Raw genomic sequence first — 14,996 nt, 5'->3', positions numbered from 1 at the left:
TTTAGACTGCGTCCCCGGTCTGGGGCTGCTGTCTTTCAGCTTGGACCGACTGGCGGTTGCGGATGCGGCTCTTGATGTTCTCGACCATGGCGGGCCGAATGATCTCCTCGCCATGGGTTGTGCGCAGGTGTTCGACCGCGCGCCGCACCACTTCCGCCTCCTCCTCGGCACGGGTGTGCCAGTCGCAGCCGGGCACCAGAGTTCCACATTCGAACGTTTTCATGATGGGCTCCTCCTTCGTTGCACGATGAAGGCCGAACCGAGTTGGCAGTCGTATTGTTCGCTCCGAGAGTCAAAAAAAGCGCCCGCAGGGGGCTGCGGGCGAGGGTGGATGCGCGGTGGATCTGGAATGGTTCAGTCGGGTCTGGCCCAGGCGTTGAAAACGGACTGGGTGGCCGCCAGCTTGCCGCGATGGGCACCGGTCTCGATGGCGTTGGCGGCGGCATGGTCGGTGAGATCTGCCCCTGCCAGGCCCAGTCTCACCTGTTCGACGAAATAGGAATGCGGCAGGTCGACATCACTCGACGCACGCAGCTTTTCCGCCAGTCGATCGATCAGTTCGGGCGCCTCGATCGCGCGGTCTGCTGGTTCACTCACACGGGGACTGGTCACTACGACGGACGGGTTCATGGCAACTCTCCTCCTCCACATTGCGTGAGGCTGCAGCATGGGCAAGCGTTTCGGCGAACGCAATGAAAACCGTCAAGGATTTCCGCGGTTTTCGATAACCGTCGGGAATCCTAGACCATTCTTTTTCGTGAGTTCACGTGAGCGTGCAGATGTCAGCGGTAACGCCCGGCGTCAGGGGTAGCGGACCACCGGAGGGAGCGAAGACAGGATTGATTCGACGTTGCCGCCGGTCTTCAGACCGAAGATCGTGCCGCGGTCATAGAGCAGGTTGAACTCGACGTAACGGCCTCTTCGGACCAGCTGTTCGTCGCGATCCTGCTCCGTCCAGGGATTGTTGAAATTGCTCCGGACGATCTTCGGATAGACGAGGTTGAAGGCGCGGCCGACATCCTGGACGAAGGCGAAATTGGCATCCCATCCACCCTTGTCCGGCTGTGGATACAGCCAGTCGAAGAAGATGCCGCCGATGCCGCGTGGCTCGTTGCGATGGGGCAGGAAGAAGTATTCGTCGCACCACTGCTTGTAGGCTGCATAGTCGGCGACATCAGGATGCCGCTGGCAGGTGATCTCCATGGAGCGGTGGAAGAGGCGGGTATCGGCATCATCCTGGGTGCGACGGCGGTCGAGCACGGGGGTGAGGTCAGCGCCGCCGCCAAACCACTGGCTGGTGGTGACCACCATGCGGGTGTTCATGTGAACGGTCGGGACATTGGGATTGACCGGGTGGGCGATCAGCGAGATGCCGGAGGCCCAGAAGCGCGGATCCTCGTCTGCGCCGGGCATCTGCTTGCGGAATTCGGGGGAGAATTCGCCGTGCACAGTGGAGGTGTGGACGCCGACTTTCTCGAAGACGCGGCCTTCCATCATCGACATGCGGCCACCGCCGCCCTTGCCGTCTTCGCGGAGCCAATCCTTGGCGGTGAAGCGGCCCGGCTCGCGGTCCGACAGTGGGCCTTCCAACTCGTCTTCCAAGGTCTCGAAGGAGGCGCAGATCGTGTCCCGCAGGCTTTCGAACCAGCTGCGGGCGGTCAGCTTCTTGCCCTCGATGTCGTCGGGCAGTTCCTTTGGCAGATCCGGTCGCTGCATGCGCTCCCCCTTTTCAGTCTTTCCGTCCGAGATATCAGGTCGACGCCGTCCCTGCCATATGCGGCATCGGGTGTTCCCGGAAAATCGACTCGCCTTGTGATTTTGTCTGGATTAATCTTGGACCATGCGAGGGATTTCATGATGAAGAGACCCAGCCCGCCTGATTTCAACGGCCTCAAGAAGCGCATTGCGGACCACCGGGCGATCACCTCGGGGCGGGCCAGCAGCCAGTTCGTGCGCGAAACCTACTGCCTGACCCGAGAAGAAGCCCGGGCCAAGGCGCGCGAATGGTTCGATGCCTTTCCCAAGGCCGCCTACTGGACCGAAGTCGAAAGCTGGCGGCAGCTCGAGGGCGACCAGATCGAGTTCACCATGCGGCGGCTGCCGAGTGCCGACTGAAGCTGTTTTCGCGGCGGAACCGGGCGGACGCGGAATATCCGTCGCTCTTTATCTGCATTCTCTAAAATTCGAACAATCCGGGTAAGCGAAAGACAAAATCTTGATGGCATCGTGCGCATCAGACGGCCGGAATGATCCCGGCCCTGGTTCGACATGAAATGCGACACAAGGTTTTCCCATGACAGCAGTCGGGTCCAATCTGACTTCGGCCCTCTCGGTTTCGATGCTCGATGCTTCGCGCGCGGCGCTGGAGCGCACGCGGCAATCTTCAGCCGCGCCCGAGGCGCGATCGCCGGCGCGGGAGAATAGCGCCTATTGGTCGATCCCGACGACGCTCAGTGCTTCGAGCCTTTCGCTCGGCAGTGTCCAGGAGGCCAATGGCGTGGCGGCCGCCGTCACCGACACTGCGGCGGCAGGCCTCGAGGAGGCCACGGACATCGTCTCGCGGATCCAGCAGAAACTGATTCAGGCCAAGGCGCTCGGCGCGAACCGGCCGGCAATCGATGCCGAGATCGGTACGATGAAGGGAAAGCTGGCCGAACTCGTGGACGACAGCAGCTTCAACGGCCAGAACTGGCTCAAGCTCGAGGCCGGCCAGCGGCCGAAGGTTGCCTCGCTGATCGCCTCCTTGACCAGCGGTGAGCGTGGCGAGCTGTCGATCAACATGATCGACGTGGACACCGCCCAGGCCACGCTCGTATCGAAGGAACATGCCGACGACGGTATCCTGACACGGTCTTATGCCGGCACCAGCATGGGCGGTGTGCCCTACGACTATTATCTCATGGATGTGCAATCCGCCGTCCCGAACGGCGCCCGTTCGCGCGAGATCCGGGTCGATGCGTCAACAAACTCGGACGAACTCGATGGCATGATCTCGGCGCTCAACCGGGTGCTCATCGACATGGTGGGCGCCAGTGCCGAGGTGGGTGCCGCGCGCAGCCAGATTTCGGGGGAGGGCGATTTTCTCGAAGGGCTGGCCGGGGCGAGCGATCTCAGCAGCGAGAGCCGGGTGCGTGCCGATCTCGGCGAGGCGGATGCGCGCCGCGCTGCGGAACAGGCGCGGACAGAGCTTCAGGGGTCGGCCCTCAACATCGCCAATGCCTCGATGGGAGGCTGGTTGAAGATCTACCTGTAACTGCGAGTCGGCGCCGGCTTTTTCTCGCCGGCGCCGTTCCCGCTCAGCGTCGTGCGCGAGGTTTCCGCAGGCCGGTCTTCGCAGACATTTTTCGTGCCGCACCCGCTGCCGGGTGGTCCGGTTTGGTGGCGTCTGGTTCCGGTTCCGATGGTTCCGGGGCGGTTGTGGCCATTGCGGCGGTTTCCGGCTCCAGCTTGGCCATCGCCAGCGTGGAAGGCGGATCGACCTGGTCAAGGACGGGGGCCGGATCCGGTTCTGCGGCGACTTCGACGGCCGGTTCGGCCGGCTCCGCCACGGCAGAGGGCGCTTCCAAGACAGCAGCGGCCGGTTCCTCAACGGGTGTGGCAGGTGTCTCCACCATCTCGGCGGCCATGGATTCGATCGCCTCTGCCGGTTCCGCGATGAACGGCGGCATGGCTTCCACGATGTCTGCGGCGACCGTCTCTACAGGCTCAGGCTCAGGTGCGGGCGCCTGCGCTGCGGGGCCTGCCAGCACTTCGGTCAGTATTTTCGTGACCTTGATGGCGCCGGGCAGATCCGTGTTGGTCGAATGGCCGCAGAAGGGCACGCGGATATCCGTCGCGATTTTCGGGCGCGAGTTCAGCTCGCCGAACCAGTCGAGTTCCCCCACCACGTCGGTGATTTCGGCGAAGGCGTCGGGCATCTTGATGCGGCCGCCGAAGGTGACGATGCGGGCGGTGTTGGCGAGGATCTCGAGCCGGGCCGGGTCGCTGGCCTTGAGGGCGTGCAGCGCATCGGCGATCACCCGGTTCCCACGGGAATGGCCTGCGATCAGGCTGAAGGAAAAGGTCGGGTCGGCAAGCAGGCTCGCCACCGTATCGGCATCGAGGCCTCGGCTCGTCTTGCCGTCGGCTTCCGCTTCGCGCTTGCCATAGGCGCCAAGCTTGGGACGGCCGACCATGTCATCAATGGATTCGAGATTGCTTCTGATATGGCCGAGCCAACCGAAGAGGAAGGCGCCGCCGATGGCTTCGTTGACGATGTCGCCGAGGCCGTAGCCGGAGACGACGGCAGCCACCGGCTCGCCGATCGCATTGGCGACATTGCGGGCGAAGGCGGCTGCACCGATGGCGGAACCGCCCATTCCGGCGACGGCCAGTGCATGGACCTTTTCGCCGCCCCGCAGACGGTATTCCTCGACGCTGTCGCAAAGGGTCAGCATGGGGCCGCCCGAGGGCGGAACGATCATGATCAGGCCTTCGGAGGCAAGGCTGTCGCTGATGTAGAAGGTTTCGTCCGCCGTCAGCGCCTTGACGTCATAATAGAGGGCATCGACGCCGGTGTTGCGCAGGCGCCAGGGCTCCAGCGCGGCATTGCGGGCGGTGCGGTGGCGGACCCGCTCCGGCAGGCTGAGGGATCTTGCAAACTGGGTCAGTCCGAGGGCGAATGCTGTTTCAAACATGTCCAACTCCCGTGTTTTGCTGCGCTGCAACATATCGCGTATCGGATGATTTAGCAAATACCGGTATAATCCACGGATGTCGGGCGTCGCGTGACAGCGAGGATAGACGGTCCTGAGACGACGCGCCTTGACGGATGCCTGTTTCCGATCCGCTTTCAGAAGGTGGCGTTGGTCTGGCGCAGGGCCTCACCCGCAATCATGGCGGCGGACATGGCGACATTGATCGAGCGCTGGCCTTCGACCATGGGGATGATGACGCGGGCGTCGGCCATGTCGTGCACATGGTCGGGTACGCCGGCGCTTTCGCGGCCGAAGAGCAGGATGTCATCAGGTCTGTATTCGAAACGTGCATAGGGGACGGCGGCGCGGGTGGAGGCAAGCACCAGGCGGCGGCCTTCCTGGCGACGCCAGGCGTCGAAGCGGTCCCAGTTGACGTGGCGAACCATGACGGCGCTGGCGAGATAATCCATGCCCGCCCGCTTCAGGTTCTTGTCCGACAGCACGAAGCCGGCCGGCTCGATGATATCCACCGTCAGCGCAAGGCAGGCGGCGAGCCGGAGGATCGTACCGGTATTGCCGGGAATGTCGGGCTGATAGAGGGCGATGCGCAGGTCGGTCATGCCGGGTTTCTTACAGCAGCCGTAGCCCACACTCAAGCGGCCCGTCCCCGGAGGCGATGCCGGGATCTGGGCTGCGCGCTGTGGTGCCGGTGCAACAGTTGCGACAGAATGTCTCGGCACGCATCGGCATGGCTGGAAATTGCGACAGGGCAGGGATAGAAGAGTGGCCTGTTCAACACGCAAGCGGGAGGGCCTTCGATGGATCAATTCGGTATCATGCCTCTGCCCCGCCAGATTTTTATGGCTGCGTGACGGCGAACCAGTCGCCTCTTTTCCCAAACAGATTCATCCTGCGGCCGTAAGCGGCCTCAATCATTGACATTTCGCGCATCACGACGCCTGCATGGTTGTCTGCCCGCGCATCATTTGCTGGAGTACATCCATGTTCTCGTGGTTTGAAAACCGCCTGAATGCCTATCCGGAGGGCGAGCCGACGCTGCCGCCGAAGGGGCTCTTCGCGTTTTGCTGGCATTACACCAAGCCGGCCTGGCCATGGTTTCTGCTGCTCGGTCTCTGCTCGGGACTGATCGCGGTTGCGGAAGTGTTTCTCTACCAATTCCTCGGCAATATCGTCGACTGGCTGTCGAATGCCGATCGGGCGACCTTCCTGCAGACGGAAGGGCATACGCTGATTGCCATGGCGGCATTGCTCCTCATCGGCCTGCCGCTGATCGGCGTGGTCCATACCGTCACCATGCACCAAGTGCTGGCCGGCAATTTCCCGATGATCGCGCGCTGGCAGATGCACCGCTTCCTGCTGCGTCACTCGATGACCTTCTTCGCCAACGAGTTCGCCGGCCGCGTGTCGACCAAGGTGATGCAGACGGCGCTGTCGATCCGGGAAAGCGTGATGAAGATCATCGACGTCTTCATCTATGCGACGACCTTCTTCGTATCGATGTTGGCGCTGGTCGCCTCCGTCGACTGGCGTCTCGGCGTGCCGTTGGTGGTCTGGCTCATCATCTATGCGCTGATCCTGCGCAACTTCATTCCGAAGCTGCGCAAGCTCTCGAGCGAGCAGGCGGATGCCCGCTCAATGATGACGGGGCGGATCGTCGACAGCTATACCAATATCGGCACTGTGAAGCTGTTCTCCCATGCCGGTCGCGAGGAGACCTATGCCAAGGAGGGCATGGATGCTTTTCTCGGCACCGTGCATCGGCAGATGCGGCAGATCTCGCTCCTCAACATCTGCGTCGACATCAACAATGCCATCGTGCAGTTCGCGGTGGCCGCCCTCGGCATCTGGTTCTGGCTGAACGGCAATGTCACTGTGGGTGCAATTGCCGTGGCGATCGGGCTTTCGATGCGCATCAACGGCATGTCTCAATGGATCATGTGGGAAGTGGCCGCACTCTTCGAAAACATCGGCACGGTCTATGACGGCATGGGCATGATGACCAAGCCGCATGACATCGTCGACGAGCCGGAGGCCAAGGCGCTGGCCGCACCGAAGGGCGAGATCGTCTATGACGGCGTGCGCTTCCATTACGGCAAGCAGAAGGGCGTGATCGAGGGCTTCTCGCTGACGATCAAGGCTGGCGAAAAGGTTGGTCTCGTCGGGCGCTCCGGTGCCGGCAAGACGACGCTGATGAACCTGCTCCTGCGCTTTTACGACATCGAAAAGGGCAAGATCCTGGTCGATGGGCAGGATATCTCGCAGGTCAGCCAGGATAGCCTTCGCGCGCTTGTCGGTGTCGTCACGCAGGACACGTCGCTGCTGCACCGCTCGATCCGCGAGAACATCGCCTATGGCCGGCCGGATGCCACCGATGCCGAGGTGATCGAGGCGGCGAAGCGGGCCAATGCCTGGGAGTTCATCCAGGCACTGGCCGACCAGCAGGGCCGGACGGGTCTTGACGCGCATGTCGGCGAACGGGGCGTGAAACTGTCAGGCGGCCAGCGCCAGCGGATCGCGATCGCCCGTGTCTTCTTGAAGGACGCGCCGATCCTGATCCTCGACGAGGCGACGTCTGCGCTCGATTCCGAAGTCGAAGCGGCGATCCAGGAAAGCCTGTTCAAGCTGATCGAGGACAAGACGGTCATTGCCATTGCGCACCGTCTCTCGACCCTGACGCAGATGGACCGGTTGATCGTGCTCGACAAGGGCCGGATCGTGGAAGAGGGCACGCACCAGCAGCTGGTTCAGACCGGTGGCATCTATGCCGATCTGTGGAATCGCCAGTCCGGTGGCTTCCTGCCGGACCAGGTCGATCCGGAAGAAGAGCAGGCAAAGAAGCTGCATGCCGAAGAAGCGGCCAAAGCACTGGACGATGCCTCGGAGGAAGCGGCGGAGTGATCTCTGGCCGACCGATATCACAAAGAGCAGATGGGGGCAGGAATGCCCCCATTTTTGTTAGTTTTTTGTTTTCCATGGCAGCTCGGCTGCAAGGGGCGAGGCAAGAAATGCCCTGTGACGGGTAAGGTTTTATTGAGGGGCTGGCTGCCACGGAGGACGTAAGGGGCTTTTTGCCTCCGGACCCTTTTTCAAGCGCGGATTTCAGTCGTGAAAAAACTCAAGATCAGAATTCTCCTGCCGCTCCTTTTCGGCCTGATGGTGGTCGTCTCGCTCGTTCAGGGTGGTATCGCGATCCACTCGGTGGACAGCGTGAGCGAACAGATGGACGAGGTGGGGGGCCGTCTGGAACGCTCGCTGCAGATTGCCGAGATCGAGACCCAGCTTGGCGAGGTTCGCCGGCTGAACCTGATGACGCTCAATGCGAGCAATGCCGGCGAGAAGCGCAAGCTGGTGGACGCTTTGAATGTGGCCACCGAGGCGCTCGACGCCTCGATCGCGCGCTTCGAACCGATGATCACCATCCCTGCGGTCCGCCAGCATTTCGACGTGTTCAAGGAAAAGGTCCAGCAGTATCAGGAGCTCGGCCGGAATTTTGTCCAGCAGGCGCTGACGTCGAAACTCTACCAGGCCAAAGACACGATCGCGCAGATGGTGCCGATCGGCGGCGATGCCGGCACCGCCCTGCAGGAGATCATCGAGATCAACCGCGATGTGGCCGACAGCGTGCGCAGTGAGGGCAGGGCCGCAGCGGAAACCGCCTTTGCGCTGTCGATCACGGCCGTCATCTGCGCGGCCCTTCTGGCGCTGGTTGCCGCGGTGATCAGCATTGTGCGCATCGTTCGCCCAATTTCCGCGATCACGGCATCGATGCACGGGCTCGCAAATGGCGATACCGCGACCGAAATCCCCTTCGGCGCGCGGCATGACGAACTCGGCGAGATGGCGGCGGCAGTCGCCGTGTTCCGCACCAACGCGATCGAACGGGCACAGCTGGAGCATCAGGCCGAGGAGAACCGGTCGCTCAGCGAAAGTGAGCGGCTGGCGCGCGAGGCTCAGAAGGCCGAGGAACAGGCTCAGGTGCAGTTTGCCGTCGACCAGCTCGCCGGCGGTCTGCAGCGGTTGTCGGACGGTGATCTTGCGGTGACCATCGATCAGCGTTTCACCGACCATCTCGATGCCCTCAGGGTCAATTTCAACCAGTCCGTGGCACGCCTCCGCGAGGCCATGCAGGCGGTGAGCGACAATGCGCGTGCAATCGATGCCGGTGCCAATGAGATGCTGGCGGCCGCCGACGATCTCTCCAAACGCACCGAACAGCAGGCGGCCTCTGTCGAGGAGACGGCCGCAGCGCTTGAACAGGTGACGACGGCTGTGAAGGATTCGACCATCCGGGCCGAGCAGGCGGGCCAACTTGTCAGCCACACGCGGGATGGGGCGGAGCGTTCCGGAGAGGTGGTGCGCCGCGCGGTTGCGGCCATGCAGCAGATCGAGAAGTCGTCGTCTGAGATTTCCAACATCATCGGCGTCATCGACGAGATCGCGTTCCAGACCAACCTGCTTGCGCTCAATGCCGGCGTGGAAGCGGCGAGAGCCGGCGACGCGGGCAAGGGCTTTGCGGTTGTGGCGCAGGAGGTGCGCGAGCTTGCCCAGCGATCAGCCAGTGCCGCAAAGGAGATCAAGGGCCTGATCAACACCTCCGGCGAGCAGGTGCGAAACGGCGTCGCCCTGGTCGGCGAGACCGGCAAGGCGCTGGAGACCATCGTCAGCGAAGTGCAGGCGATCAACCAGAACGTGGCGGCAATCGTGACCTCGGCCCGCGAGCAGTCGACCGGTCTGCAGGAGATCAATATGGCGGTGAACCAGATGGATCAGGGCACGCAGAAGAATGCCGCCATGGTCGAGCAGTCGACGGCGGCATGCCATGGGCTTGCGCAACAGGCTGCGGCCTTGACGCAGCTGATGGCGCAATTCCGCACGGACGAGGGCGGGGCGCGGCGCGAGCCTTCAGGCCGTGTCGCAGCGGATGCCCCCGTGCCCCCGGCATCGGTATCGGCATCCCCGGCACGGGCACTCGGTCGCAAGGTCGCCAATGCTTTCCGGGGCAATGCCGCGCCGGTTGCTGAATGGTCCGATTTCTAAGCCTCAGGCGCGGGCCGGAGGCGGCATTTTCCAGGCGTTGGGAAAGGGAGCAGGCATGCCCCCTTTTTTCGTTTGCCGTCGTGCCAATTCACGACGCTGATCGGTTCATTCATTGAATTGGCTTGTGCCATTGCCCTACGGGCCGCTATGCGGGGTGACTTTCGATCACGCGATCACGGGGCGGCATCAGGCCGCGACTTCTCATGCTGAAATATATAGACTGGTTCTGGGCCATCCTGGCAGGTGTCCTGCTTGCCACCATGGTGACGATCAATAGCGGGCTTGCCGCCCATACGACACCGTTTACGGCCTCCTGGGTGGTGCATGGCGTGGGCGCCGTGGCCGCCTTCGTGTTGTTGATGGCCAATCTCGCCTTGGGTCGCAAGGCGGGACCTATCAGGATCGACGGGCGCACGCCGCTCTGGACCTATTTCGGCGGCGCGCCGGGCGCCTTTGCCGTGGCGCTGAGCTCGATCGCCGTGAATTCCGAGCTGGCTCTGGCCGGCGGACTTTCCCTTCTTCTCGTCGGACAGATCCTCTTCGGTCTTCTGTCGGATCAGTTCGGACTGTTCGGCACGCCGAAGCGCGGGCTGAACCGCTTCGATTTCCTGTCGGCCCTTTGCGTGATCGGCGGAAGTGCGCTTCTCATCTTCTCGAAGGGGGCCTGAATGTTCGGCGCTGTCGCAATCGCCCTTCTGGGAGGGGCTGTCGTGGGGATGAGCCGCTCGATCAACGGCCGGCTGACCATGACCAAGGGGCCCTTCGTCGCCTCGGTCTGGAACCACGCCATCGGCTTCCTGCTCCTGACGGTCTATATCGTTTTCGTCCACCGGCTAGGGTTGCCGCTTCTCGGGCAGACGCCGGCCTTCTTCTTCTTCGGCGGGGTGATCGGCGCCTTCTTCGTCGCGATCAGCTCCCATGTCTTTCCGCGCCTCGGTGCGGCGCGTTCTGGCCTTCTGATCATCGGTGCGCAGATGATCACCGGGCTTTTGATCGACTACCTGCGCGGCACGGCCGAATTCCACATCGGCCAGCCGGCAGGCGTCGCGCTGATTATCGTCGGGATTTATCTGACGCGGTTTTCCCGCTGAGGCCCAAGGGCTCGGCGAGATGGAGAATTTGTCATTTCGCAGAGCCGCCAATTGCTTTGCCATGGCGGCGAAACCGCCTATATCGCTTGGCATGTTCCAAGCAATCGCACGTCTCTTTGAAAACTGGCTGGATCCCTTCGCGCGCTCGGACGATCTGAAGCCGCCGGAGAGGACCTGGGCATTTGTCTGGTTCTATGTGCGGCAGGCGAAGTTCGCATTTCTGCTGATGGCCCTGTTCGGCGGCGCCGTCGCCATGCTGGAGGCGGGGCTGTTCTGGTTTGTCGGGCGGCTGGTCGACCTTCTGGACACGGTGCCGAAAGATGCCGGCTGGGACGGGCTGATCGGCGCGCATGGGCTCGAGGTGCTCGCCATGGCCCTGATCGTGCTGGTCGGCCGCTTTCTCGTCGTGACGATCGGGGCACTGGTCGAAGAGCAGGTGATCGTGCTCAACTTCTTCAATCTGGTGCGCTGGCAGGCGCACGTGCATGTCAGCCGTCAGTCGCTCTCCTTCTTCCAGAACGACTTTGCCGGCCGTATCGTGACCAAGGTCTGGTCTGCCGGGCAATCGACGGGCGACCTTCTGACCTCGCTCCTGCAGGTCGTCTGGTTCATGGTGATCTATACGGTCTCGACCATGGCGCTGGTCGCCCAGCTCGATTGGCGGCTCGCGGCGATCATCGGCGCCTGGGTTGTCATCTTCCTGATGCTCGCCCGTTACTTCGTGCCGAAGATCCGCAAACACGCGAAGGACACGGCGGAAGCGGCCTCGATGCTGAACGGCCGGCTGGTCGACAGCTATTCGAACATCCAGACGCTCAAGCTCTTCGGTCGGGAGCGGCAGAACGATCATTATATCCGGGCGGGCTTCGACCGTTTCCAGGACACTCTCAGGCCGTTTGCCCGGCTTTTGACCGGCGTGCGGTCTTCGCTTGCCATTCTCTCCGGCGTGATGATCCTGATGGTGGCGCTGCTGTCGGTCGATCTGTGGTTTGCCGGCGCGGTGACGGCCGGCGGCGTCGCCTTCACGCTGGGGCTGGTGCTCCGGCTCAACATGCTGCTTGGGCGGATGATGACGCAGCTCAACAGCATCATGCGCAATATCGGCACGATCCAGAATTCCGCCGAGCTGGTGGCCAAGCCGATCGGGCTCACCGATGCGCCCAATGCAACAAAGCTGGAGGTTCGTTCGCCGGAGATCCATTTCGAGGATGTCACCTTCCATTACGGCCGAAAGACAGGCGCGATCGACCATCTGACCCTCACCATCCGTCCGGGCGAAAAGGTCGGGATCGTCGGGCGGTCAGGCGCGGGCAAGTCGACGCTCGTCAATCTTCTGCTGCGCTTCTACGACCTGGAAGGCGGTCGTATCCTGATCGACGGGCAGGATATCGCCAAAGTCACCCAGGAGAGCCTGCGTTCGCAGATCGGCATGGTGACCCAGGATACCGCGCTGTTGCACCGGTCGATCCGCGACAATGTCCTCTTCGGTCGCGAAGATGCGGGCGAGGACAGGCTGATCAAGGCGGCGGAGCGGGCGGAAGCGCTCGATTTCATCCAACGGCTGGAAGACCAGCGTGGCCGCAAGGGGTTTGACGCGCATGTCGGCGAGCGGGGCGTCAAGCTTTCCGGCGGACAGCGGCAGCGCATCGCCATTGCGCGCGTCATGCTGAAGGATGCGCCGATCCTCGTGCTGGATGAGGCGACATCGGCGCTGGACAGCGAGGTGGAAGCCGCGATCCAGTCCAATCTCGACCGGTTGATGCAGGGCAAGACGGTGCTCGCCATCGCGCACCGGCTCTCGACCATCGCGGCTCTCGACCGACTGGTGGTGATGGACAAGGGGCGGATCATCGAGGAGGGGACGCATTCCGAACTGGTGGCGCTTGGCGGTCTTTATTCGGAACTCTGGGCTCGTCAGTCGGGTGGCTTCCTCGATACGCGCGCAACCGAAACGGCCGGCTGAGGTAGGGCGCGGTCCGCGCCCGTCTTGTTGCTTGACAGATGTCAGGTGAGGGCTGGCCCGCCGGGGCGTTGCCGCGGGCTCCTGTCGCGATGACGCGTGGCTATAAGCCGCATGGGGACAAAGCCAATTTATTCCGCGACATAGTGGCTCCCCAAAGGGGGAAGACTGGACAGATTGGAATATCAAGCTTAGAACGCGCCAATCTGGCGGGGAATCTATGGTCATGACATGGCCGAATTGTGATTCCCGCTGCGGGGGCAAATGCGGTTTGTCGCAGGATTGCGAAGAGGAAAAAGTGACCGTGAGCGAACACGAGACGACGACTGAACATGCGGGCGAGCCTACGCGCCGCGATTTTCTCTACATGGTGACCGGCATGGCCGGAGCGGTTGGTGCGGTTTCGGTCGCCTGGCCCTTCATCGACCAGATGCGCCCGGATGCCTCGACGCTCGCGCTCGCTTCGATCGAAGTGGACGTATCGGCGCTCGAGCCCGGCATGTCGCTGACGGTCAAGTGGCGCGGCAAGCCCGTGTTCATCCGCAACCGCACCGACAAGGAAGTCGAAGAAGGCAAGGCTGTGGCGCTCGCTGATCTCAAGGATCCGATCGCCCGCAATGCCAATATCGACCCGACGGCGGAAGCAACCGATGTCGCGCGTTCTGCCGGCGAGGGCAAGGAAAACTGGATCGTCATGATCGGTTCCTGCACCCATCTCGGCTGCGTGCCGCTCGGTCAGTCGGGCGATTTCGGTGGCTGGTTCTGTCCCTGCCACGGTTCGCACTACGATACGGCCGGCCGTATCCGCAAGGGTCCGGCGCCTGCGAACCTCGCTGTTCCGACCTATGGCTTCGTTTCCGATACTGTGATCAAGATCGGCTGAGGGGATAAGACAAGATGAGTGGCCATTCCAGTTACCAGCCGTCCACCGGCGTTGAAAAATGGATCGACGCGCGCCTGCCGCTGCCGCGCCTGGTCTATGACAGCTTCGTTGCCTATCCGGTTCCCCGCAACCTGAACTATGCTTACACCTTCGGCGCCATGCTCTCCGTGATGCTGGTGGTGCAGATCCTGACCGGCGTCGTGCTGGCCATGCACTATGCCGCCGAAACGACGGTTGCCTTCAACTCCGTCGAAAAGATCATGCGCGACGTCAACCATGGTTGGCTCCTGCGCTACATGCATGCCAACGGCGCATCCTTCTTCTTCATCGCCGTTTATCTGCACATCGCCCGTGGTCTTTACTACGGTTCGTACAAGGCGCCCCGCGAAATCCTCTGGATCCTCGGCGTGGTGATCTTCCTCCTGATGATGGCGACAGCCTTCATGGGTTACGTTCTGCCCTGGGGCCAGATGTCCTTCTGGGGCGCGACCGTCATCACCGGCTTCTTCACCGCCTTCCCCTGGGTTGGCGAGTGGATCCAGCAGTTCCTGCTCGGTGGCTTTGCCGTCGACAACCCGACGCTGAACCGCTTCTTCGCGCTGCACTACCTGCTGCCGTTCATGATCGCCGGCGTCGTCATCCTGCACGTCTGGGCCCTGCACGTGACCGGTCAGACCAACCCGACCGGCGTGGAAGTCAAGTCCAAGACGGACACCGTTCCGTTCACGCCTTATGCCACGCTCAAGGATGCCTTCGGCGTGTCGGTCTTCCTGCTGGTCTTCGCCTGGTTCGTCTTCTACATGCCGAACTATCTCGGCCATCCGGACAACTACATCCCGGCTGACGCCCTGAAGACCCCGGCGCATATCGTTCCGGAATGGTACTTCCTGCCCTTCTACGCCATGCTGCGCGCCATCACCTTCAATGTCGGCCCGATCGACTCGAAGCTCGGTGGCGTTCTCGTGATGTTCGGTGCGATCATCGTGCTGTTCTTCCTGCCCTGGCTCGACACCTCGAAGGTTCGCTCGGCCGTGTACCGTCCCTGGTACAAGCTGTTCTTCTGGCTCTTCGTGGTCAACTCGATCATCCTCGGCTGGCTCGGCGCCATGCCGGCGGAAGGCACGGGCCTGTTCGGCCTCCTGTTCCGCGGCGAATTCGTCGGCAACTATGTCGGCTACTCGCAGCTCGGAACGGCCTACTACTTCGGGTTCTTCCTCGTGATCATGCCGCTTCTTGGTCTGTTCGAGACGCCGAAGCGCATCCCGAACTCGATCACCGAAGCTGTTCTCGAAAAGAGCGGCAAGTCTGCTGCTGTCCAAGCCTGATTG

General features: G+C 62.4%; 14 protein-coding genes. 9 read left to right on the top strand and 5 right to left on the bottom strand.

All coding sequences use genetic code 11. The annotated features are described in order from the left end of the window. Window position 1: 1 nt before the first annotated feature. From DMY87_RS08995 to hemF, 3 genes are all read right to left on the bottom strand, one after another. Window positions 2–223, bottom strand: a complete 222-nt coding sequence (locus tag DMY87_RS08995) for a DUF1059 domain-containing protein (protein WP_110790933.1) — start codon at window positions 221–223, stop codon at window positions 2–4. 131 nt (window positions 224–354) lie between these two features. Next, window positions 355–630 (bottom strand): hypothetical protein, encoded by a 276-nt coding sequence (locus tag DMY87_RS08990; RefSeq protein ID WP_110790932.1) that lies wholly within the window; start codon window positions 628–630, stop codon window positions 355–357. A gap of 171 nt (window positions 631–801) precedes the next feature. Then, complete coding sequence (gene hemF, locus DMY87_RS08985; protein ID WP_110790931.1) at window positions 802–1,716, bottom strand: oxygen-dependent coproporphyrinogen oxidase; 915 nt, start codon at window positions 1,714–1,716, stop codon at window positions 802–804. A 138-nt stretch (window positions 1,717–1,854) separates the two neighbouring features. Between hemF and DMY87_RS08980 the strand changes: the two genes are divergently transcribed. Both DMY87_RS08980 and DMY87_RS08975 read left to right on the top strand, forming a co-directional pair. Beyond that, a complete protein-coding gene (locus DMY87_RS08980; protein WP_110790930.1) occupies window positions 1,855–2,115 on the top strand; it encodes a hypothetical protein in 261 nt (86 codons plus the stop codon). Between the two features lie 178 nt (window positions 2,116–2,293). Further along, on the top strand, window positions 2,294–3,253 hold the full coding sequence (locus tag DMY87_RS08975; protein WP_110790929.1) for a flagellin N-terminal helical domain-containing protein: 960 nt from the start codon (window positions 2,294–2,296) through the stop codon (window positions 3,251–3,253). Between the two features lie 43 nt (window positions 3,254–3,296). Here the strand turns inward: DMY87_RS08975 and DMY87_RS08970 are convergent, their stop codons facing one another. Together DMY87_RS08970 and DMY87_RS08965 are read right to left on the bottom strand one after the other, a co-directional pair. Then, entirely contained in the window at window positions 3,297–4,676 is a 1,380-nt protein-coding gene (locus DMY87_RS08970) for a cell envelope biogenesis protein OmpA (RefSeq protein WP_245408857.1), read from the bottom strand. Window positions 4,677–4,831: 155 nt separating this feature from the next. Beyond that, entirely contained in the window at window positions 4,832–5,296 is a 465-nt protein-coding gene (locus tag DMY87_RS08965) for a tRNA (cytidine(34)-2'-O)-methyltransferase (RefSeq protein WP_110790928.1), read from the bottom strand. Window positions 5,297–5,678: 382 nt separating this feature from the next. On the opposite strand from DMY87_RS08965, the gene DMY87_RS08960 reads away from it, so the two are divergent. From DMY87_RS08960 to DMY87_RS08930, 7 genes are all read left to right on the top strand, one after another. Continuing rightward, window positions 5,679–7,595: an ABC transporter ATP-binding protein gene (locus DMY87_RS08960; RefSeq protein ID WP_245408856.1), complete on the top strand. Its 1,917-nt coding sequence runs from the start codon at window positions 5,679–5,681 to the stop codon at window positions 7,593–7,595. Window positions 7,596–7,802: 207 nt separating this feature from the next. After that, the gene (locus DMY87_RS08955; protein WP_110790927.1) at window positions 7,803–9,734 is read left to right on the top strand and encodes a HAMP domain-containing methyl-accepting chemotaxis protein; all 1,932 of its coding nucleotides are present in this window, start codon (window positions 7,803–7,805) and stop codon (window positions 9,732–9,734) included. A gap of 203 nt (window positions 9,735–9,937) precedes the next feature. Further along, a complete protein-coding gene (locus DMY87_RS08950) occupies window positions 9,938–10,402 on the top strand; it encodes a DMT family transporter (protein WP_110790926.1) in 465 nt (154 codons plus the stop codon). After that, entirely contained in the window at window positions 10,403–10,825 is a 423-nt protein-coding gene (locus tag DMY87_RS08945) for a DMT family transporter (RefSeq protein ID WP_110790925.1), read from the top strand. Window positions 10,826–10,916: 91 nt separating this feature from the next. Beyond that, window positions 10,917–12,788 carry an ABC transporter ATP-binding protein gene (locus DMY87_RS08940; protein ID WP_110790924.1) on the top strand — a complete coding sequence of 624 codons (1,872 nt, stop codon included), beginning with the start codon at window positions 10,917–10,919 and terminating at the stop codon, window positions 12,786–12,788. 301 nt (window positions 12,789–13,089) lie between these two features. Continuing rightward, window positions 13,090–13,668, top strand: coding sequence for a ubiquinol-cytochrome c reductase iron-sulfur subunit (gene petA / locus DMY87_RS08935; RefSeq protein WP_110791026.1), 579 nt, complete (start codon window positions 13,090–13,092; stop codon window positions 13,666–13,668). A 14-nt stretch (window positions 13,669–13,682) separates the two neighbouring features. Then, complete coding sequence (locus DMY87_RS08930; RefSeq protein WP_110790923.1) at window positions 13,683–14,993, top strand: cytochrome b; 1,311 nt, start codon at window positions 13,683–13,685, stop codon at window positions 14,991–14,993. Window positions 14,994–14,996 lie beyond the last annotated feature (3 nt).

Source organism: Peteryoungia wuzhouensis, assembly GCF_003205195.1.
Lineage (GTDB): Bacteria > Pseudomonadota > Alphaproteobacteria > Rhizobiales > Rhizobiaceae > Allorhizobium > Allorhizobium wuzhouense.
Note: the sequence above shows the minus strand (reverse complement) of the source record. Positions and strands in the feature narration are given on the sequence as shown.